Raw genomic sequence first — 19,745 nt, 5'->3', positions numbered from 1 at the left:
CTGCGGACCTGGCGCGCCGCAAACGGCGCGGGCGGTCGTGCTACGCCGTCGCGCCGCCCGCGTTGGCCCGCTTGGCGATGTCGCGGCCGATGATCTCTTTCATGATCTCGTTGGTGCCGCCGAAGATCGGCTGGATCCGGGCGTCGGCGTAGGCGCGGGTGATCGGGTACTCCCACATGAAGCCGTAGCCGCCGTGCAGCTGCACGCACCGGTCGACGACGCGGTTCTGCAGGTCGGTCAGCCACCACTTGGCCTTCGCGGCGTCGACCGCCGTCAGCGAGCCGTCGCCCAGGGCGAGGACGGCGCGGTCGTGGTAGGCCTGCGCGACATCCAGCTCGGTGGCGATCTCGGCCAGGGTGAACCGGGTGTTCTGGAAGTCGCCGATCGGCTGGCCGAAGGCGCGGCGCCCGAAGCAGTACTCGACGGTCCAGTCGTAGGCGGCGCGGGCGAACGCGTAGGACGTGGCCCCGATCGACAGCCGCTCCAGGGGCAGCCGTTCCATCAGGTGAGCCAGGCCGCGTCCCTCGGTGCCGAGCAGGGCCGTCGAGGGCAGCACGATGTCGTCGAAGAACAGCTCGGCGGTGTCGTTGCCGCGCAGGCCGAGCTTCTCCAGCTTGCGGCCGCGCCGGAAGCCGTCCGCCGCGCTCTCGACCAGGAACAGGCTGTACCCGCGCGAACCGGCCTCGGGGTCGGTCCGGGCGAAGACGATGACGACGTCGGCCAGGATGCCGTTGGTGATGAACGTCTTGCTACCCGACAGCCGCCAGCCCTCACCGTCGCGAACGGCGCTGGTCCGGATGCCCTGCAGGTCGCTGCCCGCGCCCGGCTCGGTCATCGCCAGCGCGCCGATCGCCTCGCCGGTGCACAGCCGCGGCAGCCAGGCCGCCTGCTGCTCGGCGGTGCCGAGGTCCCGCAGGTAGGGGACGACGAGGTCGTCCTGCGCCGACGTGCCGGCGTTGAAGGACGCCGCGCCCACCCGGGCCAGCTCCTCGACGAGCACCAGCCGGTACCGGTAGTCGTCCTCGCCGGCGCCACCGTACTCGGCCGGCGCGGCGATACCCAGGAGCCCCTGGGCGCCGGCCGCGAGCCAGGCCGACCGGTCCACCAGGCCCTTCTCCAGCCAGGTGTCCTGGTGGGGAACGACCTCGCGCTCGACGAACGTCCGGGCCGTCTCCCGCAGCGCCTCGTGGTCAGGCCCGAAGAGTTCTCGCCGCACGTCGACTCTCCTCGCTAGAGATGTTCAGCAGACCCCGCGTAACCCGCGGGCGTGCGGAACGTAGCACTTACTATGTCGCCGCGGCGACTTCTGCGTCGGCCCGATACCTGACCGGCCCGGCGCGCGTTGGTCGCCGGGCCGGCCAGGATCGTGCGGTCAGTTGGTCCGGGTGACAGCGCCGCACTGCAGCGGGCCGGCGGACCACGTGCCGTTGGTCAGGTGCGCGACCGTCTCGCACGGCGCGGGGGCGACGTGGTTGACGGGCCAGCGCGTTTCCGGCAGCGCTCCGGGGACGTAGTTGGAGTAGTCGGTGTTGAGCGTCTTGAGGAAGGAATCGACCGTGAGGTCCTTCCCGGCCTTCTGCAGGCCGGTGACGAGCATGTCGGCGGCCCAGTAACCGGCCACCGCCGTGAGGCTGAGCGCGGCGTCGGGGGAGTACTTCTTGAAGTCGGCGACCATCTGGGCGACGGCGGGGATGTCGGTGTTGAAGCCGCCCTGCCACTGCAGCAGCGCGTAGGTGTCGTCGAACTCCTTGAGGCCACTGACGCGCGGGTCGTAGATCGGCGAGACGATCGTGCCCTTGTAGCCGGCCGCCTTGAGCGCGCCGGTGAGCTTGATGGCGTCGTTGAACTGGGAGATGAAGAAGACGACGGCCGGCGGCTTGCCCGCGTCGGCGGTCATGACCTCGCTGACGATCGAGGTCGGATCGGTCAGGCCGGAGACCGGGATCGGGCTCTTGTTGTAGACGGTCTTGAACCCGGCGATGTCGAAGCTCTGCCGTACGGTGACGAGCCCCTGGCGAGCCGCGTCGTTGTCCAGCCCGATGAGCGCGAGGGTCTTGGCGGCGCCGGCGGGGACGGACTTGCCCACCAGCAGGCCACCGGTGGTGTCGACCGCGCGCTGGCTGCCGGTCGCCGGCGTCTGGCAGCCCGTGATGCCGAAGCCGATCACGTTGCCGCAGAAGCCGGTGTTGTTGCCCCAGCCGAAGAACGGCATGTCGCCCGAGCAGAACGAGTCGAGGTAGTTCCCGTTGGTGGTCGCCACGATCGACGCGAAGGGCTTGTCCTTCTCGACGATCGCCTTGGCCTGGTCGGCGTCGCGGGCCGCGTCGCTGCCGTCGTCACGCACGTCCAGAAAATCGATCTTTCGGCCGTTGACGCCGCCGTCCGCGTTGGCGCGGCCGAACCGCGCCGCGGCGCCGGCGGTCGTGTCACCCATCGCGGCGCCGGCGGGGCTGGTAACAGAGACCAGCCCGCCGATCTTGATGGACGTCGCGGTGATGCCGCGGTTCGGATCTGAGGCCGCCGTGTTGCATTTGAGCGAGGCGGCGTCGGCGGTGACGTTGGTCTGGCTCCAGCCGTGATCCGGGCCCAGCTTCGTCAGCGCCGGGTCCACCGTGACCGGGGCGGCGCTGCCGCCGCCACTGCTGCCGCCGCAACCGGCGAGGCCTACGGCGCAGGCCACCGTCACGACTAAAGCAACCCGGTGAGGTCGCCGCATAGCTGTCTCCTTCTCTTGCCGACCAAAGGAGGTCGGGATGGTTTCTCGACGTGGCGGCTGCTAGGGCGAGATCAACGATTTCGGCCCTCGCTGGGCTGGCCGCGACGATGCGGCGGGCCCAGCGAGGGCCGGCGGGACGATCGCTCTATGGTAGTCGCCACATAGTAGAAACTATCAATGGGCATGGCTCGGGTCACCTGCCGGTCGGATGGACGGCAGGCTCCCGGACCCGGGTCAGCTGTGCGGCCGCGTGGCGGCGGGTGCTGCCCGGCCGGTCAGGGCCGGGCAGCACCAGGGTGCGTGCCGTGCGGCGTCGATGCGCCGCATGGTGCGGGGGAGGCGGTCAGCCCGACTTCATGCCCCACAGGTACGGGTCGGGCGCCGACCGGTCGATGATGGCCGTCGCCCGAGCCCGGATGATCTCGTCCTGCCAGTCGATGTCGGCGGCGAACCTGCCCTCACTCAGCCGCTTGTCGGCCTCGTGGTCGTGGTGGGCCCAGAAGTTCCCGGAGCGGATCGCCTCCAGGACGGTCACCGCGACGTCCTGGGGCTCGGCCAGGACGGCCGTCGCGCCGCCGGCCTCGAGGCCCTGCTGGACGAAACCCATCAGCTGCGGGTCGCCGGCCAGGTTCGTCCTGGTCAGCGGTGGCAGCACGACGTGTGCCTTGATCTGCGCGTTCATGTCCCGCAGCTGCCCGTACAGCGCTTCGAGCAGGGTGCAGACGGCGGCCTTGGAGGCGGAGTAGGCCGGCGTCTGGTACATGACCCCGACGGCGCCGGCTCCGGAGGACGTGCCGAGCACGTGCCCTGGCGTGCCCTGCGCGACCATCCTCGGCACGAAGGACTTGATGCCGTGCAGGATGCCGTAGAAGTTGACGTCGATCACCTTGTGCCAGTCGTCGATCTTGTCGTCGAACAGGCTTCCGCCGCCGCTGATCCCGGCGTTCAGGAAGGCGATGTCCACCCGCCCGTAGGTGGAGAAGACGGTGTCGGCCAGGTTCTGGACCGAGCTGAGGCTGGCGACGTCGGCAGGCACGCCGGCGACCTTGAGACCGAGCGCGGCGAGGTCGCCGACGGTGGCCTCCAGCGCGGCGGTGTCGACGTCGGACAGGACGACCGTGCAGCCCTGCTCGGCGAGCAGCTTCGCGGTCGCGCGGCCGATGCCGTGCGGGCCGCCGCTGCCGGTGACGACCGCAATCTTGCCATCGAGGTCTTCCACGAACTTTCCCTCTCGTCTGAGATGACCGCGCGTATCCGCGGTGAATGGGGCGAGGCGCCCGCGCGGTGCTAGACCCGGTCGGACTTCTTGTAGAAGATCCGGGTCTGGAGCTCCGCATAGGCGTCGGTGCCGACCTGGCCGTTGTTGCGCCCGATGCCGCTGGACTTCACCCCGCCGAACGGAATCTTCGGGTCGATCTCCGTGTGCTGGTTCAGCCAGACGGTGCCGCAGACCAGGCGGGTGGCGAGCTGCTCGCCGAGGGCCACGTCCGCGGTCCAGATCGATCCGCACAGGCCGTACTCGGTGCCGTTGGCCTGCTCGATGGCCCAGTCCACGTCGCTGAAGGGGACGATCGGGAGCACGGGGCCGAACTGCTCCTCGTCCACGACCCGCACCCCGGGGCCGACGCCCGTCATGATCGTCGGTGGGTAGAAGTAGCCGGTCCCGGTCGGCGCGCCGCCGGTGACGGCCTTGCCGCCGTGGGCGATGGCGTCGTCGACCAGCATCTTGACCCGCTCGAACTGGGGCTTGGTCGTGAGCGGGGGAAGCTCGGCCGCCTTCTTCCGCGCGAGCTCGGCGAGCTCCGCGACCAGGGCGTCGTAGATCGAGTCGTGCGCGTAGACCCGCTTGACCAGCGCGCAGGCCTGCCCGCTCATCAGGAACGCCGACGCGAAGATCCCCTCGGCGACCTTGGTGACGTCCACGTCGCCGAGCACGATCGCGGCGTCGTTGCCGCCGAGCTCCAGCAGGACGTTCTTGAGGGTGGTCGCCGCCGTCGCGGCGATGCTCCGGCCGGCGGCGGCACTGCCGGTGAAGCTGATCATCCGCGCCGTGGGGTGGGCGACCATGGCCTTCCCGACCTCGTCGCCGCCGGCCAGGATGTTGACCACCCCGGGCGGGGCGATGTCCTTCCACGCCTTCGCGATCCGCAGCGTCGCCAGCGGTGTGAACGGCGAGGTCTTCGCCACCACCGTGTTGCCGACGAGCAGCGCCGTCAGGATCTTCTCGACGATGATCAGCATGGGCGCGTTCCAGGGCGCGATCGCGGTGACGACCCCGACGGGCGCCCGCACGACCGTGACCTGACGGTCCGGGGTGTCCTCGATGACGTCGACCGCGAGGTTCTGCTCGGCGATGTGCCGGCCGAACCAGATCGCGGCGAACCCCTCGGCGGCGCCCCCCGCGTTGCCCTTCTCGACGGCCGCGAGCGTCTCCAGCTCGGGATAGACCGCCTCGATCGCGTCCGCGAGCTGGCGGATCACCGCCTGCCGCTGCGCCTCCGGCGTGGTGGACCACGCCGGGAACGCCGCCGCTGCCGCCGCCATCGCGTCGTCGACCATCGCGGTGGTGGCCGCCGGGCACTGCGCGGCGACCTCGCCGGTGGCCGGGTTCACGACCGCGATCGTCTCCCCGCTGGTCACCAGTTCACCGTTGATCAGCTGGCCGAGTCCGTCGACCGTCTCCTGAAGGCTCATTCCGTCCCGTACTCCCAAACAGTCGGTCATAGATGAAAGGTAAAGCGCTGAATCGTGCAGGAGTTTCCTGGCCGTCGGACCTGCCAGTGATGTGGAGACCGGCCTACGTCACCGGGTCACCCATCCGGGTGAAGACCTCGGCGATGTTCTCGCCGAGGAAGCGCGATCGCACGTCCTCGGGGAATTCCTGGAGTTCGTCGGAGATGAGCGTGATGGGGTCCGCGTTCCCTTCTCCGTGCGGGTAGTCGGACGAGAAAACCATCATTTCGGGGTAGGAGGCCAGAAGCTGCGCGATATTGAGGTCACCCATCCCGACCAGCGGCGCCGAGCGGACGTTGTGCCGCAGCATCTCGCCAGCCGACCGGCCGAAGGGCCAACCTGGCGTCCTGTGGCCGAGCCCGGTGATCCGGTCGACGAAGGACGGGAACCACGAGTTCTGCAGTTCCTCGCAGAGGACCGTGAGATTCGGGTGGCGGCCGAACACGCCACCGAAGAGCATCGCGGCGAGCATCTTCTCCGCCGCGTGGTGGCGCACCGAGTTGGCGAACGCGAAGAAGCCGCCCGCACCGGTGCTGGTCGGGTCGAGCCAGCCGGCGTTGCCCCAGCCGCCGTCGAAGTTCGCCGGGGCGTTGCCCACGTGCAGGATCGCGACCATGCCGAGGCTCGTGGCCGCCGACCAGACCTTGTCCCAGTCCGGGTGCGCGGGGCTGACGCCGCCGGGCGCGTCCGCGCGGATCCAGAACGCCCGGCTGCCCCGCGCGCGCATCCGCCGCAGCTCGCGGACGGCTCCGTCGAGATCGCGGAAGTCGACGAGGCTGACCGGGTAGAGCCGATCGCCGCCGTCCTGCAGGCGTTCTGCCAGGAAGTCGTTGCACAGTGCCACGGCCGTCGGGCGATCGTCGCCCAGCAGGTCGCAGAGGGCGAAGTACAGGCCCGGGTTCACGAGGGCCTTGTCGATACCGATCCGGTCCATCCAGGCGAGCCGCTCGGCCGCGCTCGACACGACGAAGCGCGGTTCGCGGGTGCCGGGCGTCGTCGCCTGCTCCGACGCCGACCGGTTGGCGTCGGGAAGAAATGCCTGGATGACGGAGGCTGGCGGGCGGGAGTCCTCGGGAGTGGCCCGGTACAACTCGCCGGCGATGGCAAAGGTGATGTAGTCGTCGGTCGTCGGGAAACGGTCGGCGAAACGCCTGAGTGGATGTTCTTCGAGCGTGAAGGCGACCTCTAAGTGGCAGTCGACATCGAAGATCACAGGTCTCTCCGTTCCATCCAGTCGCCAGCGCGATTCGGCCGTCCCCAGGCTGTAACACGCGTAACATAGCATGCGAGGATGGCGGATGCTATGTACGGACCGGGTGTGGCTGAGTGACGGTGCGTGCACGGTTGGCGCCGTGCCAGGGCTGATGGCCGCCCGCCTGGGCGGAGCCCTTGGTTGCAGGCGTGATCGCGGCCGCCGCGCCGGGCGATCCCGCTGGCTTCGCGGAGGCATAGCAAAGACTTCATGTACTTGCTATGTTACACCCGTTACAGTGCCGCCGACCGCGGCGGCGCGAAGGGGCTCCTGGAGGGTGTCGTGGAACTCGACGCACGGATGGCCAGCGAACCAGTGGTGATCGTGTCGGCGGACTGTCATGCCGGCGCGCCGATTCTCGGATACCGCGACTATCTCGCCGCCGAATGGCGCGACGATTTCGACCGGTGGGCGCGTGAGTTCGTCAACCCGTGGAGCGATCTCGACGACGTGTACGCGGACCGGAACTGGGACAGCGCGAAGCGGTTACGCCACCTGGAGGAGGACGGCATCGTCGCGGAGGTCATCTTCCCGAACACCGCGCCGCCGTTCTGCCCGCAGACCAGCCTCGTCGCCGGGCCCCCGTCGGCCGCGGACTACCAGCGCCGCTGGGCCGGGCTGCAGGCACACAACCGCTGGCTCGCCGACTTCTGCCAGGAGACGCCGGGCCGGCGGGCCGGGATCGCGCAGATCCTGTTCAACGACCCGGACGCCGCCGTCGCGGAGATCACCTGGGCCCGGGAGAACGGCCTGACCGGCGGCATCCTGCTGCCGTCGATCCCGCCGGGCGCCACGATCCCGCCGATCTGGGACGAGAGCTACGACCGGATCTGGGCCGCCTGCGCCGACCTCGACGTGCCGATCAACCACCACGGCGGCAGCGGCTCGCCGGACTACGGCGGCAAGCCGGGCATGGCCCGTCTCGTCTACCTGCAGGAGTTCACCTTCTACTCGCACCGCAACCTCTGGCTGCTCATCTGGGCCGGGACCTTCGAGCGCCATCCATCACTGCGCTACGTCGTCACCGAGCAGAGCTTCGCCGGCGTGCTCGACGACGCCGTGAAGCATGACGGGCTGCACGCCATCCTCACCGGCGCGGCCGAGTACGAGTCGGCGGCCGCCATGCGGGAGCTCGTCGGCCCGGCATTCATCCAGGACCTGGGCCGGCGCCCGAGCGACTACCTGCGGCAGAACATCTGGTTCGGGGTGAGCTTCATGGGCGCGGCCGAGGCGGGTCGCCGTCATGAGGCCGGCGTGGGCCGGATGATGTGGGGCAGCGACTACCCGCACACGGAAAGCACGTGGCCGGACAGCAGGAAATCCATCTCCGCCGCGGTCGCGGGCGTGCCGGCCGAGGAGGCTCGGCGCATTCTCGGCCTCAACGCGATCGAGTTCTACGGCTTCGACCCGGACCTGCTGACGTCCACGGCGTCCAGGATCGGGCCAGCGCCCGCGGAGATCCTCGCGGCGGGTTGATCGTCGGTGCCGTCCGGCCCCGACGAGTCCGCCAACAGCCCCGCGACCAGCGCCCGCAGCATGACGGCGAAGGTCCGGTCCCGGTCCGGGATGCGGGAGAGCGCGGCGGCGGCGGCCTCCTCGAGGGCCGGGCCGGCACAATCCTGAAGATCGTCGCCGACGGCCTGCGCGCGCCAGGTCCTGGCGAAGTACCCGACCGTCACGTGGTCACCGACGAGCTGGACGACCGCGTTGGTCGCGTCGGCGATCCCCGGGCCGCGCAGGCCCGCGGCGGCGAACTCCGCCGCGATCGACCGCCTGGCCGGCCCGAGCAGCGCCAGCAGGATTCCGCGCTGATGAGCCAGCTCGACCAGCCAGAGATGCTGGTTGATGTTCGCGAGCAGGGACGAGGCGGTCGACAGGACACGGTCCATCGGAGCCCGGCCGACCGTGCTCACCTGGCCCAGTACATCCGAGGTCTGGTCGACGACGGCGTCGATCAGCTGATCCCGGTTGCCGACGTGCCAGTAGATCGCGGTGGGCGCCACCCCGAGGTCCGCGGCGAGCCTGCGCATGGAGAACTCCCGGACGCCGTCGCGCTCCAGCAGCGATCTCGCGGCGTCGATCACCCGGTCCGGGGTGAGGGGGTCTCGCACGATCCGGATGCTACCCACCGGCCGCCCCCAGGCCGTCCGCCGTGATCACCAGGGACGGTGCCGCTGCCACGGCCGAAGAGATGGTGGGGGAGTGGGTGGTCAGCGTGGTGGGACGGTCATTGGGGTGCGCCGAGCAGCAGCGACGAGGTGAAGTTCTCGGCGCCGCTGGTCACGGCGGCGACCTGGGGGCGGTCGGCGAGCTGGTGGCCGCCCGCCTCGCCGCGCAGCTGGAGGCAGGCCTCGAGCAGGCCGCCGTACCCGTGCATCCGCCCGGCGGAGAGCTGCCCGCCTCCGGTGTTGAGCGGCAGCTCGCCACCGGCGCGGATGCGGGTGCCGCCGTCGACGAAGTCCGTGGCCTCGTAGCGGCCGCAGAAGCCGAGGGCCTCCAGCCAGCGCAGGGCGTAGACCGTGAACCCGTCGTAGACCTGCGCCACGTCGACGTCCATCGGCTTCAGGTCGGTGCGCGTCCACATCATCGCCGCTGCCTCGTCGAAACCGGAGGCGCTGCCCAGGCCCTCGAAGCTCACCGCCCGGCCGGGATCCGGCACGCTCCCGGCACGCGAGACGACGAACGCCACCGAGCCGTCCACCGGGACGTCGCAGTCGTACAGGCAGAGCGGATCGGAGATCATCCGCGCGTTCAGGTAGGTCTCCAGGGTGAGCGGGTCGCGGTAGACCGCCGCCTCGTTGCGCGCGGCATGAGCCCGGCTGACCAGCGCGACCTGGGCGAACTGCTCCCGGGTGGCGCCGGCGAGCTCGACGCGCCGCCGCATGTCCAGGGCGGCGTGCGACGGGTAGCCGATCCCGAACGGCGTGGTCCACTGGGTGAGCTCCCGGCCGAAGCGGACCGGCTGCCCGGCCGTGCCACCGCCGTCGAGCAGCGTGGCCGCCCGGCCCGCGTAGCCCTGCTGCGCGGTGGACTCCCAGACTGTGCGGAAGCACAGGACATGGGTCGCGAACCCGGCGGCCACGGCCAGGACCGCGTTGATGACCGAGCCGAGCTGACCCGCGGTCTCGCCGCCGCCGTTGTGCCAGCGCAGCCGCAGCCCGAGCATCGACCGGACGTCGTCCACGCCGGCGCCGGTGATCCCGGGCGTCGACCAGAACGCGCCCGGGTAGGTCGAGACCCCGTCGATGTCCGCCGTCGTCAGCCCGGCGTCGGCGATCGCGGCCAGCGCGGCGTCCGCGGTCAGCACCCAGGGGTCGATCCCGAGCCGCCGCCCGATCCGTGACCGCCCGGCCCCGCTGATCACCGCCAGATCCTCAGCCCGGGTCATCGCTGATCCCCACCTCCGGCCTCCGGCCGGCCCTGTGCATTGCCGGCCTCCGGCCGGCCCTGTGCATTGCCGGCCTCCGGCCGGCCCTGTGCATTGCCGGCCTCCGGCCGGAAGAGCGGGATATACGCCTCACCGGCCCTGGCGAAGCACACCTGGACGGGCAGGCCGACGTACACCTCGGCCGCCGGGCAGTCGACGAGGTTGGTCAGCAGCCGCAGACCGGGCTGCTCGACCAGCTCGACGTCGGCCACCAGGTACGGCGGTGGCATGGACGGCACCCAGCCGTACCGGTTGACCGTCCAGGACCAGACGGTGCCCCGCCCGGACACCGGGGTGAACGCGACGCCGCGCCCCTGGCAGGCCGAGCAGACCGGGCGCGGCGGGTGCAGGTAGCGGCCGCAGTCCTGGCAGCGGGCGATCCGCAGCAGGCCGTCGGCGCCCGAGGTCCAGAAGGCCGCGGTCCGGTCGGTCAGCGGCGGCGCCACCCGTTCGAAGTCCTCGACGACCAGCGCACCGCCCTCGATACCCGGGCCGGTCACGGCGTGTCCCAGACCACCGGCACCGAGGTCGGGCCGCGCTCGTACATCCCGATGATCTGCGGGGCCTCGGCGTCCTCATCGAGGCGAAGGCCCGGCAGGCGGTCGAGCAGCGCGTCGATGGCGGTGTGGATCTCGGCCCGCGCGACGTGCATGCCCAGGCAGATGTGCGGGCCTCCGCCGAAGCCGAGGTGGGCCCCCGGCGGGCGGGACGGGTCGAACTCGTCGGGCCGCTCCCAGCGGGCCGGGTCCCGGTTCGCCGCCGCGAAGCACAGGTGCACCACGGACCGAGCCGGGATCGCGACCCCGCCGAGCTCGGTGTCCCGCAGGGCGTACCGGGTGAACATCGGGTCGGTCGGCATCCAGCGCAGCGACTCCTCGATCGCCGGGCGCAGCAGCGTCCGGTCGGCGCGGACGGCCTCCAGCCAGCGTGGATGACGCAGCAGCGCGAGCAGGGTGATGCCCATCTGCTTCCAGGTGGTGCCCGAGCCGGCGGCCAGCAGCAGCAGCGCGAAGCCCAGGATGTCGACGTCGGAGAGGACCTCGCGTGGCCCGTCGCCGTCGGCGACCTCGGCCCGGACGAGCACGCTGATGATGTCGTCCCGCGGCTCCTTGCGCCGTTCGCTGATGATGGGCATCAGGATGCTGGCGAGCAGCGCGCGGTCACCGCCGTCCGACGTCGCGGCCTCGCGGACCCGCAGCGCGTCGGCGACCCCGATCCCGAAGCTGCCGCAGATCGTCAGCAGCGGGATCGGGGCGCAGAACTCGACGTTGAGGTCCGCGCGGCCGTTGCGCTCGAACGTGTCGATGAGGCCCTGGACGGTGCTCTCGATCCAGCGCTCGGACCACCACGCACCGCGCTTCGGGACGAAGGACGACTGGACCAGCGCGCGGTACCGCCGGTGCCGGTCGCCGTCGAAGTAGAGCATCACGCTGTCACTCAGGTCGAGCTCCGGGCCCGGCGCGGTCGGCTTGGACCCGAAGGTGTCGCCGTCACGCAGCACGTCCTGGCAGGTGGCGAAGTCGAACACCGAGAAGTGCGGCAGGTCGGGGAAGGGAAGGCCCTGGAAGAAGGCCTCGCCGTGATAGCCGACCAGCGGCCCGACGACGCCGGCGTGCACGGGGCCGGTCTCGCGTAGCCGGTGCAGCTCCGGGTAGAAGTCGAGGTCGAAGCCACCGCCGCGGTTCGCGTAGACGTCGCTGCGCAGGTCGAACAGCTCGCGGATGCGCCGCGGGTCCAGGGTCGCGATGTCGCTCATGTCAGTCCAGCCCCTGTCGTGTCCGGGCACGGCCGCTGCCCGGTTCTGCGAGTCCCGTGTTCGGTTTCGCGCCGGGCATCAGACGCGTTCCAGGACGACCACGGGAATCCGCCGGGTCGTCCGCTTCGTGTACTCGTCGTAGTTCGGCCAGCGGGCCGCCATCAGCGTCCAGAGCCGGTCGCGCTCCTCGCCCTCGGCGGTGCGGGCCCGCGCGGTGAACCGGTCCGCCTCCACCTGCACCTCGACCTCGGGCTGGGCGAGCAGGTTGTGGTACCAGCCGGGATGGTTCGGCGCGCCGCCCTGGGAGGCGATCACCAGGTAGTCGTCGCCGTCGCGGCCGTAGATGAGCGGGTTCACCCGCCGCTGGCCGGTCCGCCGGCCGACCGTCCACAGCAGCAGGCAGGTGACGCCGTTCCAGGCGTGCCCGACGGCGCCGTCCGTCTGGAGGTAGCGCTCGACGTGCCCGTCGCCGAAGAGCGCCAGGTCGGGGGCGGTGTACCCCGCGGCGCCGGCTTCGCTGGTGCTCGTGTCGTCGCTGGTCATCCCGTCTCCTTGCGTCTGAGTGCTCCCGACGGGCAGGAGTCGATGGCGGCGGCGACGGCGGCGTCCGGGTCGCCGTCGGCCAGCACGACGACCTTCAGGTCGTCGTCGAGATCGAAGGTCCCCGGCGCGTGGAAGGCGCAGGAACCCGACCCCAGGCACGACTCCCGGTCCACCGAGAAGGCCAGGCCCGATTTCTCCATGTCCCCGTTCCGATCGTCAGCGGGCGCCGGCGAGAACGACGTGCTTGAGCTCCTGGTACTCCCGGAAACCCGCGACGCCGCGTTCACGGCCGATCCCGCTCTGCTTCACGCCGCCCATGGGCGTGTAGGCGCTGGCCGCGCCCCGGTTGATCTGGACCGTGCCGGTACGGATCCGGTCCGAGAGACTCAGGCCGAGCTTCAGGTCGGCCGTGTAGACGCCGGCCGCCAGGCCGTACTCCGAGTCGTTCGTGATCTCGACGGCCTGGTCGAGGTCGTCGTAGCCCTGGATGGTGACGACGGGGCCGAAGACCTCGTGCTGGGCGAGCGGGTTGCGGTTGTCCTCGACCCGCACGACCGTCGGGGCGACGTAGTAGCCGACCGGGAGGTGGGCCGGCCGCTCGCCGCCGGCGACCAGCGTCCCGCCCGCCTCGACGCCGGCCGCGACGAGCCGCTCGACGCGGCCGCGCTGCGCGGCGGAGATGACCGGCCCGACCGCGGTCTCCGGGTCACGCGGATTGCCCACCCGCAGCGACCGCGCCATGGCCCCGGCCCGCTCGACGCATTCGTCGAGGCGGTCGCGCGGCACCAGCATCCGCGTCTGCAAAGCACAGCCCTGGCCGGCCTGCGACCCGAAGACCGTGGCCACGCCGGCCTCGATGGCCCCCGGGCCGAGCGCGTCGGGAAGGTAGAGCTGCACCGACTTGCCGCCCAGTTCGAGAAGCAGGCGCTTCACCGTCGGCGCGGCCTGCGCGGCGATGCGCCGGCCGACCTCCGTCGACCCGGTGAAGGAGACGCAGTCGACCCGGCGGTCGCTGGTGAGCAGCTCGGCACCGGCAGAACCGGCCTCGACCACGACGTTGAGCACGCCCGGCGGAAGCCCGGCCTCCTGGGCGGCGGCACCGAGCGCCAGCGCGGTCAGGGGCGTGAGCGGGCTCGGCCGCAGGATGACCGAGCAGCCGGCGGCGAGCGCGGAGAAGACCTTCCACACGCCGGTCTGCAGGGGGAAGTTGTACGGCGTGATCGCGGCGACGACGCCGCAGGGCTCGTACCGCCGGATGCTCATGACCACGTCGCGGCCGGCCGGGTCGAACGACTCGGCGAGCGGCACCTCGTTGTGCTCCCACTCGGGCAGCGTGGCGAACAGCTCGGGCAGCTGGCGGGCCTGGTCGAGCGACATGTCGACCTGGGCCCACTGGGCTACGAGCTGGGTCGCGCCGGTCTCGCGGATCACCGTCTCGATCAGCTCGGCGCGACGCGCAGCGAGCACCCGCGCCATCCGGGCGAGGGTGGACACCCGCTCGCTGACCGGCTGACGGCTCCACTGGCCCCGGTCGAACGCGCGCCGGGCCGCCTCGATCGCCGCGTCGACCTGGGCGGGCGACGCGGTGGGCACGGTCGTGAAGACCTCCTCGGTCGCGGGGTCCTCGACCTCGAGCGGCTCGGATCCTCCGTCGACGGCCCATCCGTCGATGTACAGCTGCGTGAAACTGAGGGTGTCAGCCACTGACGGACTCCGGTCCCTGAACGTGTATCCGACGCGAGGACGAGGGCTCTCGGGCCCGCGCACCCTTGCTAGTCAGACGACTATAGCCATGTGACTAGACCCACGCAACCGCCTGCTCAGGCTGAGCGCCCGGCCCGCGGGGACCGGCCTAGGATCCAGGAGTGGCAGTTCGCGGCAACACCTCAGAGCCCTCGGGTACGCCGCCCGTGCCGGACGCCGCCGCGCGGCGGCCCCGCGGCCGCCAGGAGGTGCGGGAGGCGCTGCTGGAGGCGGCTCAGCGCCTGATCGCCGAGCAGGGCCCGGCGAATGTGCGGCTGCGCGAGGTCGCGGACGCCGCCCGGGTGAACTTCGGCCTCGTCTATCAGTACCTCGGCACCAAGGAAGACCTTCTGCACGAGGTCTACCAGCGTGTCGCCGCCCGCTCCGCCGGCCGTTTCGAACAGGTCGAGGCACTCACCGACGTCGTGGACATCTTTCTGACGATCGCGGACGACAGCATCGGCCGGATCATGGGCTGGGTCGCGCTGGAGGGCGGCTATTCGGCGGACGTCTTCGGCCCGTCGCCCGCGCTCAGCCAGGTCGCGGGAATCGTCGCCCGCGACGCCCGCGCCCATGGCAACGAGGTGCCGGACGAGGAGGCGCGGGTCTTCGCCGCCTTCCTGCAGCTGGTGGCGCTCGGCTGGCGGCTGTTTCGCCCCATCGGCCTGTCCATCGCGGACGTCGACGCGACCGCCGTCGACGCCGACGCGCTCGTCACCAAATGGCTGCACCTGCTCGCCGACACGGTCGTGCGCGGCGAGCAGGACGCCAAGGAGTCCCCCGCCTGACGCTGGAATGCCGAGATCGCGACCGACGGCGAATCATGCAGGCGTGCATGAGAACACCGCCTGGCCAAGCGCCGGGCGAGCGCGTGTTGGCAGGATCGGCCCATGGCTGCGCCGAAGGTCATCGCCGCGCTCGGAAGCTCCTACGCCGCGGGCCCCGGCATCGAGCCGGTGGAGGACTCCGACGCGATGCGGTCGGCCCGCAACTACGCGCACCTGTGCGCGGCGCGGCTCGGCGCGCGGCTGGTGGACCTCACCGTCTCGGGCGCGACCACCGAGACGATCCTGCGCTGCCCGCAGACGACGATGCGAGGTGCCCGGTTCGCGCCGCAGATCGACGGGCTCCCCGCCGACGCAAACCTCGTCACGGTCACGGCCGGTGGCAACGACCTGCGGTTCGTGGGCTCGGTGCTGGCCGCCGCGTGGCGCACCCACGACCCGGGCGGCGTGATGGCGACGATGCTGGAGGAGATGCTGGGCGCCACCGGCATCCCGGACCCGACGGACGCCGAGGTGGAGCAGGTCGCGGACGGGCTGGCCGGCATCGTGGCCGAGGCGCGCCGGCGTGCCCCGCGCGGCCGTGTGATCATCGTGGACTATCTGGCCCCCCTCGGGGCTGACACTCGACCGGGCGTCGACGTGCCTTTCGCGGCCGAGGAGCTGACGGCGTTGCTGCGCGTCCAGTCGGCGCTGCGGGACGCCAACGAGCGGGCCGCGAAGCGCTCCGGCGCCGAGCTGCTGGCGGCGTCCGTGCTCAGCGAGGGGCACGAGCTGGGCGGCGCCGCGCAGGACCCGTGGGTTTTCGGCTTCATCCCGGAGGTCGAACGCACCGGGGCCTCGTTTCACCCGAACCTGGCGGGAATGACCGCGATCGCTGGCGCTCTGGCGGAGCTGCTCGCCTGAGCGGGCCCTTCGGCTGACAGGCCGCGCCCGGCGTCAGAGGTCGATGTCCGCCCACCCGGGGTAGCGCTCGTTGAGCTGGCGGGCGTGGTCGACGAACGACCGGGTGAGCGGCCGGTCGTCCGCTGCGCGCCAGGCGAGGCCGAACTCCCGGCGCGCTCCGGCCTCCGCCAGCGGCAGGTTCGCCGTGCGCGGGTGCGCCGCGGAGTCGGCGGGCACGAGGGCCAGCCCGAGCCCGGCGGACACGTAGTTCGCGATCGTGCGCAGGTCGTCGGCCTCCATCGTGATCCGCGGCGAGAGGCCGGCGGCCGCCCACAGCGCGTCGGTGACCTGCCGGGTGTGGAAGCGGTGGTCGAGGGACAGGAAGGCCTCGTCGGCCACCTCCCGCAGCCCGACGGCGCTCCGGCCGGCCAGGCGATGCGTGGCCGGCATCATCAGCACGATCGCCTGGTCGCCCAGGTGGAGCCAGCCGAATCGCCCGGGCGGGCGGGGCGCGGTCACCGCGAGGTCGATCTGGCGTGCGTCGATGCCGTCGAGCACCGCCGCGGTGGAGGCCTCCAGGTGCGCGATCAGGACTCCCGGATGCTCCCGCAGGAACGACGAGACGAGCTCGCCCACCACCGGCGGGCCGAGCGAGCGCAGGAACGCGATCGTGAGCGTGGGCCCGGGTGCCTCGCCGCGGGCCCGGCGCACGGCGGTCTCCATCAGGCGGAAGGCCTCGCCTGCCGCGGCGGTCAGCAGGCCGCCTTCCGGGGTGAGCCGGACGCCACGGCCGTGCGGTTCGACCAGGCGGACGCCGAGCGCCTCCTCCCAGCGCCGGACCGCGCGGCTGAGCGTGGGCTGGCTCGTACCTGACCGGGCCGCCGCCCGTGTGATGGAGCGCTCCACCCCGAGCGCGGCGAGCTGGGCGAGCTCCGGCACGAGCGCGGCGGCCGCTGTCTTCTCATTCATCGCTGCATGAATCTAGTCGGCCTCGGTTCGCTACCAGCGCGTCGACTGGTGCATAACGGACGCAACGCAGCATCCACTATGCCGCGAGGACCGAATCCGCCTGGAGAGCCGAGTCCGCCTGGCGAGCGAGCGATGGCCGCCGAGAGCTGGTCATGGGCCTCAGCTGGTGACGACGAGAGTGAGGCGGAAGCAGATGTTTTCCGGACGGAAGGCGCTGACGGCGGCGGCCGCCGTGGCGGCAGCCACGCTGACGGCCGCTGGGTGCGGAAGCTCGTCGGGGAGCCCGACGACTCCAGCCGGCGGCGCGAGCTCCGCCAGCCAGAAACTGACCATCGGGGTCTTAGTCGACGACACCGGTGCGGCGGCGTCGACGAACAAGACCGCGATCAACGGGATGAAAGCCGGTATTCAGTACGCGGCCCGCAACGGCTACACCATCAAATACGTGCTGGCTGACACCCAGACCTCCCCGACGACCGCGCTGAGCGCCGCGCAGAAACTCGTCACCCAGGACCATGTGACGGCGGTCGTCGCCCAGTCGGCGTTGACGTTCATCGCCGCGCCCTATCTCGCGGCGCACAACGTTCCCGTGATCGGCTCCGGGTCGGACGGGCCGGAGTGGTCGACGACCCCGAGCATGTTCCCGGTCCTCGGCGCACTGCATCAGACGAAGGTGGCCACCACCGTCGGACAGTTCTTCAAGGCGCGGGGCGTCACCACGGTGGGAACGATCGGCTACGGCGCCTCGCCGCAGTCCGCCGCCGGCGCCAGGTCCTCGGCGGCCTCCGCCCAGGCGGCCGGGCTGAAGGTCGGCTACGTCAACGCCCAGTTCCCGCTGGGCAGCACCGACGTCGGCCCCGTCTCGCTCGCCATGAAGGATGCCGGCGTCAACGGTGTCACCTCGGCGACGGCCCCCAACACCTCCTTCGCCCTGATCACGGCGCTGCGCCAGCAGGGCGTCGACCTCAGGGCCGCGCTGCTCCCGGTCGGCTACGGCGGCGACCTTCTCGCGGCCGGGCCGGGCGCGGCGGCCGCGGCCCAGAACGTCTACTTCTCGTTGGCGTACGAGCCGGTCGAGATGCAGACCGCGGCCACGAAGCAGTTCGTCTCGGACCTGCGTGCCACCGGGACGACCGGCGCCCCGACCTACGCGGAGTACAACGGCTACGCCTCGATCGGCCTGCTCGTCCGAGGCCTCAAGGACGCCGGCGGCGCCCCGAGCTCGGCGACCCTGATCACCGCCCTGTCCAAGGTCCACGACTGGGGAGCCCTGGGCCTGCTCGGCGGCCGGAAGATCGACATCAACGACCGCGAGAACATCATCGCCGGGGTCGACAACTGCGTCTGGATCACGCAGTTCGAGGGCAGCGCCTTCCGCCTGGTCGCGGGCGCCGACCCGGTCTGCGGGGCCGAGGTCAAGGGCGTCACGGTCTCCTGACCGGGCGCCTTCCCCGAACACTCCCGGGCCTGACGGACGCCCGCACGTTCGCGTCCGTCAGGCCTGTGGGTTTCCAAGGGTGGTGAGCAGGGATTCGACGTGGGCGCGGATGTCGTCGCCGATGGCCCGGACGGTGGTGAGGCTCTGGCCGGCGGGGTCGTCCAGCGTCCAGGTCTCGTGGCGCTTGCCCGGGAGGATCGGGCAGGCGTCGCCGCATCCCATGCCGCCGACCAGTGCGGCGGCCAACCGGCGACATGATCGCCGTCTTGGCCCTCAAGCGGTTGCGACCAGGCTCGATTCACGACCACCGGAGGGCGAAAACGGCGACCACTCCGCCGGGCCGACCTTCGCGGTCACGCCATTGGCGACCCGTCACGTCGGCGACGGCACAGCGCTCCTGTGGATGCATGGTCACATTGCTGGGGTCGGGCGCGGCGGAGGGGCGACAGTGGGGCCTTCCGGAGCATTCGAGCGTGCGTTCGCGGCCAGTGGCCACGTCCCACAGCCGAACCGTCCCATCGACGGAGATGGTGACGATCAGGGCGCCGTCGGGAAATCCCTCCCCACCGCGCCATGCCGGTGTGGCCGGTAAAGGAACCCAGCACCCGCCCTCGCGCTCAAACCGATCGGTGACCCGCTGCGCGAGAACGCCCCGACGGCTACGGTTTCAGGTGTGGACTATGGTGCTCTCCTGTTAGAGCAGAATCGTCTTCTCGCTGACCTGCTCGGCGAGGCCGACTGGTCCACGCCGGTCCCGACCTGCCCGGGCTGGACCCTCACCCAGGTCATGCGCCACGTTGGACGCGCGCCGCGGTGGGCGGCCACGATTGTCCGGGCCCGGGCCCAGGAGGTCGTCGACCCTCGCGGGGCCGAGGGTGGCAGGCCACCGGGGGACCGCGACGGTGCGCTCGCCTGGTTTCAGCAGGGCCCGCGGCTGCTCCTGGAGGCCGTGGCCGACGACCCGGATGCGCGGGTCTGGACGACGGCCGCCGGGCTACAGCCGGCGCGCTGGTGGGTCCGACGGATGTTGCACGAGGCGGTCATCCACCGAGTCGACGCCGCGATCGCGCTGGGTGTCGACCATCCGATCGAGCCGGTACTCGCCGCCGACGGAATTTCGGAGTGGCTCGACCTGATGGTCGGGCTTTCCGGCACCGCGATGCTGCGAGACGGGTCGACGATGCGCCTGCACGCCACCGACGTCGGCCTCGGCGCCGACGGGGAATGGACGATCCGCGGCGGTCTGTCCCGAATCGAATGGGAGCATGGTCACGGCGTTGGTGACGTCGCGCTGAGTGGTAATGCCGCGGACCTGCTGCTCGCGGTGATGCGCCGGATCCCTGGCGATGACGGCCGGCTGGTGATCGCAGGCGAGCGGGAGCACTGGACGACCTGGCTCGCGAACACCGCCTACTAACGGTCCACCACCCTGCTCCACCCGCGGACTGGCTAACTACCGAGGCAAACGGCCAGCTCCTGGCCCTGGTCAGCGCGGCTGCCA

19 protein-coding genes are annotated in these 19,745 nt (G+C 71.4%); 5 read left to right on the top strand and 14 right to left on the bottom strand.

The genetic code is table 11. The annotated features are described in order from the left end of the window. Positions 1 to 40: 40 nt before the first annotated feature. The 5 genes from FRAEUI1C_RS20780 to FRAEUI1C_RS20760 form a co-directional block, all read right to left on the bottom strand. Positions 41 to 1,216, bottom strand: a complete 1,176-nt coding sequence (locus FRAEUI1C_RS20780; RefSeq protein WP_013425305.1) for an acyl-CoA dehydrogenase family protein — start codon at positions 1,214 to 1,216, stop codon at positions 41 to 43. A 156-nt stretch (positions 1,217 to 1,372) separates the two neighbouring features. Beyond that, positions 1,373 to 2,716, bottom strand: a complete 1,344-nt coding sequence (locus FRAEUI1C_RS20775) for an ABC transporter substrate-binding protein (RefSeq protein WP_013425304.1) — start codon at positions 2,714 to 2,716, stop codon at positions 1,373 to 1,375. Between the two features lie 343 nt (positions 2,717 to 3,059). After that, entirely contained in the window at positions 3,060 to 3,935 is an 876-nt protein-coding gene (locus FRAEUI1C_RS20770) for an SDR family NAD(P)-dependent oxidoreductase (RefSeq protein WP_013425303.1), read from the bottom strand. A gap of 68 nt (positions 3,936 to 4,003) precedes the next feature. Next, a complete protein-coding gene (locus tag FRAEUI1C_RS20765) occupies positions 4,004 to 5,440 on the bottom strand; it encodes an aldehyde dehydrogenase family protein (protein WP_083819605.1) in 1,437 nt (478 codons plus the stop codon). 73 nt (positions 5,441 to 5,513) lie between these two features. Beyond that, positions 5,514 to 6,662, bottom strand: coding sequence for an amidohydrolase family protein (locus FRAEUI1C_RS20760; RefSeq protein WP_013425301.1), 1,149 nt, complete (start codon positions 6,660 to 6,662; stop codon positions 5,514 to 5,516). 321 nt (positions 6,663 to 6,983) lie between these two features. On the opposite strand from FRAEUI1C_RS20760, the gene FRAEUI1C_RS20755 reads away from it, so the two are divergent. Continuing rightward, positions 6,984 to 8,177, top strand: a complete 1,194-nt coding sequence (locus tag FRAEUI1C_RS20755) for an amidohydrolase family protein (protein ID WP_198318609.1) — start codon at positions 6,984 to 6,986, stop codon at positions 8,175 to 8,177. Here the strand turns inward: FRAEUI1C_RS20755 and FRAEUI1C_RS40250 are convergent. The 7 genes from FRAEUI1C_RS40250 to FRAEUI1C_RS20720 form a co-directional block, all read right to left on the bottom strand. After that, positions 8,096 to 8,812, bottom strand: a complete 717-nt coding sequence (locus tag FRAEUI1C_RS40250; protein WP_198318608.1) for a TetR/AcrR family transcriptional regulator — start codon at positions 8,810 to 8,812, stop codon at positions 8,096 to 8,098. The two genes, FRAEUI1C_RS20755 and FRAEUI1C_RS40250, sit on opposite strands and share 82 nt — an antisense overlap. A 116-nt stretch (positions 8,813 to 8,928) precedes the next feature. Further along, on the bottom strand, positions 8,929 to 10,089 hold the full coding sequence (locus tag FRAEUI1C_RS20745; RefSeq protein WP_013425298.1) for a thiolase family protein: 1,161 nt from the start codon (positions 10,087 to 10,089) through the stop codon (positions 8,929 to 8,931). After that, positions 10,086 to 10,628 carry a Zn-ribbon domain-containing OB-fold protein gene (locus FRAEUI1C_RS41165; RefSeq protein ID WP_013425297.1) on the bottom strand — a complete coding sequence of 181 codons (543 nt, stop codon included), beginning with the start codon at positions 10,626 to 10,628 and terminating at the stop codon, positions 10,086 to 10,088. Before FRAEUI1C_RS41165 ends, FRAEUI1C_RS20745 begins: the two co-directional genes overlap by 4 nt. Then, complete coding sequence (locus FRAEUI1C_RS20735; RefSeq protein WP_013425296.1) at positions 10,625 to 11,884, bottom strand: cytochrome P450; 1,260 nt, start codon at positions 11,882 to 11,884, stop codon at positions 10,625 to 10,627. Before FRAEUI1C_RS20735 ends, FRAEUI1C_RS41165 begins: the two co-directional genes overlap by 4 nt. A gap of 78 nt (positions 11,885 to 11,962) precedes the next feature. Then, entirely contained in the window at positions 11,963 to 12,427 is a 465-nt protein-coding gene (locus FRAEUI1C_RS20730) for a nitroreductase family deazaflavin-dependent oxidoreductase (RefSeq protein WP_013425295.1), read from the bottom strand. Further along, positions 12,424 to 12,627 carry a ferredoxin gene (locus tag FRAEUI1C_RS20725; RefSeq protein ID WP_013425294.1) on the bottom strand — a complete coding sequence of 68 codons (204 nt, stop codon included), beginning with the start codon at positions 12,625 to 12,627 and terminating at the stop codon, positions 12,424 to 12,426. The genes FRAEUI1C_RS20730 and FRAEUI1C_RS20725 overlap by 4 nt, the downstream gene beginning before the upstream one ends. 16 nt (positions 12,628 to 12,643) lie before the next feature. After that, positions 12,644 to 14,131 carry an aldehyde dehydrogenase family protein gene (locus tag FRAEUI1C_RS20720; RefSeq protein WP_013425293.1) on the bottom strand — a complete coding sequence of 496 codons (1,488 nt, stop codon included), beginning with the start codon at positions 14,129 to 14,131 and terminating at the stop codon, positions 12,644 to 12,646. Between the two features lie 161 nt (positions 14,132 to 14,292). On the opposite strand from FRAEUI1C_RS20720, the gene FRAEUI1C_RS36540 reads away from it, so the two are divergent. Both FRAEUI1C_RS36540 and FRAEUI1C_RS20710 read left to right on the top strand, forming a co-directional pair. Further along, positions 14,293 to 14,958, top strand: coding sequence for a TetR/AcrR family transcriptional regulator (locus tag FRAEUI1C_RS36540; protein WP_013425292.1), 666 nt, complete (start codon positions 14,293 to 14,295; stop codon positions 14,956 to 14,958). Positions 14,959 to 15,060: 102 nt separating this feature from the next. Further along, the gene (locus tag FRAEUI1C_RS20710; protein WP_013425291.1) at positions 15,061 to 15,858 is read left to right on the top strand and encodes an SGNH/GDSL hydrolase family protein; all 798 of its coding nucleotides are present in this window, start codon (positions 15,061 to 15,063) and stop codon (positions 15,856 to 15,858) included. A gap of 33 nt (positions 15,859 to 15,891) precedes the next feature. Here the strand turns inward: FRAEUI1C_RS20710 and FRAEUI1C_RS20705 are convergent, their stop codons facing one another. Beyond that, positions 15,892 to 16,806 carry a LysR family transcriptional regulator gene (locus FRAEUI1C_RS20705; protein WP_013425290.1) on the bottom strand — a complete coding sequence of 305 codons (915 nt, stop codon included), beginning with the start codon at positions 16,804 to 16,806 and terminating at the stop codon, positions 15,892 to 15,894. 193 nt (positions 16,807 to 16,999) lie between these two features. Between FRAEUI1C_RS20705 and FRAEUI1C_RS20700 the strand changes: the two genes are divergently transcribed. Next, positions 17,000 to 18,244, top strand: coding sequence for an ABC transporter substrate-binding protein (locus FRAEUI1C_RS20700; RefSeq protein ID WP_013425289.1), 1,245 nt, complete (start codon positions 17,000 to 17,002; stop codon positions 18,242 to 18,244). Between the two features lie 57 nt (positions 18,245 to 18,301). On the opposite strand, the gene FRAEUI1C_RS20695 is transcribed toward FRAEUI1C_RS20700, so the two are convergent. Beyond that, positions 18,302 to 18,490, bottom strand: coding sequence for a low molecular weight phosphatase family protein (locus tag FRAEUI1C_RS20695; protein WP_049806958.1), 189 nt, complete (start codon positions 18,488 to 18,490; stop codon positions 18,302 to 18,304). A gap of 427 nt (positions 18,491 to 18,917) precedes the next feature. Between FRAEUI1C_RS20695 and FRAEUI1C_RS20690 the strand changes: the two genes are divergently transcribed. Then, complete coding sequence (locus FRAEUI1C_RS20690; protein WP_013425288.1) at positions 18,918 to 19,661, top strand: maleylpyruvate isomerase family mycothiol-dependent enzyme; 744 nt, start codon at positions 18,918 to 18,920, stop codon at positions 19,659 to 19,661. Positions 19,662 to 19,745 lie beyond the last annotated feature (84 nt).

The organism is Pseudofrankia inefficax (assembly GCF_000166135.1).
Classification (GTDB): Bacteria; Actinomycetota; Actinomycetes; order Frankiales; family Frankiaceae; genus Pseudofrankia; species Pseudofrankia inefficax.
Note: the sequence above shows the minus strand (reverse complement) of the source record. Positions and strands in the feature narration are given on the sequence as shown.

Bases quoted from the DNA above. Each gene is read 5' to 3' on its own strand.
- FRAEUI1C_RS20775 (WP_013425304.1), bottom strand. From the start codon at position 2,716: ATGCGGCGACCTCACCGGGTTGCTTTAGTCGTGACGGTGGCCTGCGCC.
- FRAEUI1C_RS20705 (WP_013425290.1), bottom strand. From the start codon at position 16,806: ATGAATGAGAAGACAGCGGCCGCCGCGCTCGTGCCGGAGCTCGCCCAG.
- FRAEUI1C_RS20765 (WP_083819605.1), bottom strand. From the start codon at position 5,440: ATGACCGACTGTTTGGGAGTACGGGACGGAATGAGCCTTCAGGAGACG.
- FRAEUI1C_RS20710 (WP_013425291.1), top strand. From the start codon at position 15,061: ATGGCTGCGCCGAAGGTCATCGCCGCGCTCGGAAGCTCCTACGCCGCG.
- FRAEUI1C_RS20700 (WP_013425289.1), top strand. From the start codon at position 17,000: ATGTTTTCCGGACGGAAGGCGCTGACGGCGGCGGCCGCCGTGGCGGCA.
- FRAEUI1C_RS20735 (WP_013425296.1), bottom strand. From the start codon at position 11,884: ATGAGCGACATCGCGACCCTGGACCCGCGGCGCATCCGCGAGCTGTTC.
- FRAEUI1C_RS20745 (WP_013425298.1), bottom strand. From the start codon at position 10,089: ATGACCCGGGCTGAGGATCTGGCGGTGATCAGCGGGGCCGGGCGGTCA.
- FRAEUI1C_RS20725 (WP_013425294.1), bottom strand. From the start codon at position 12,627: ATGGAGAAATCGGGCCTGGCCTTCTCGGTGGACCGGGAGTCGTGCCTG.
- FRAEUI1C_RS20730 (WP_013425295.1), bottom strand. From the start codon at position 12,427: ATGACCAGCGACGACACGAGCACCAGCGAAGCCGGCGCCGCGGGGTAC.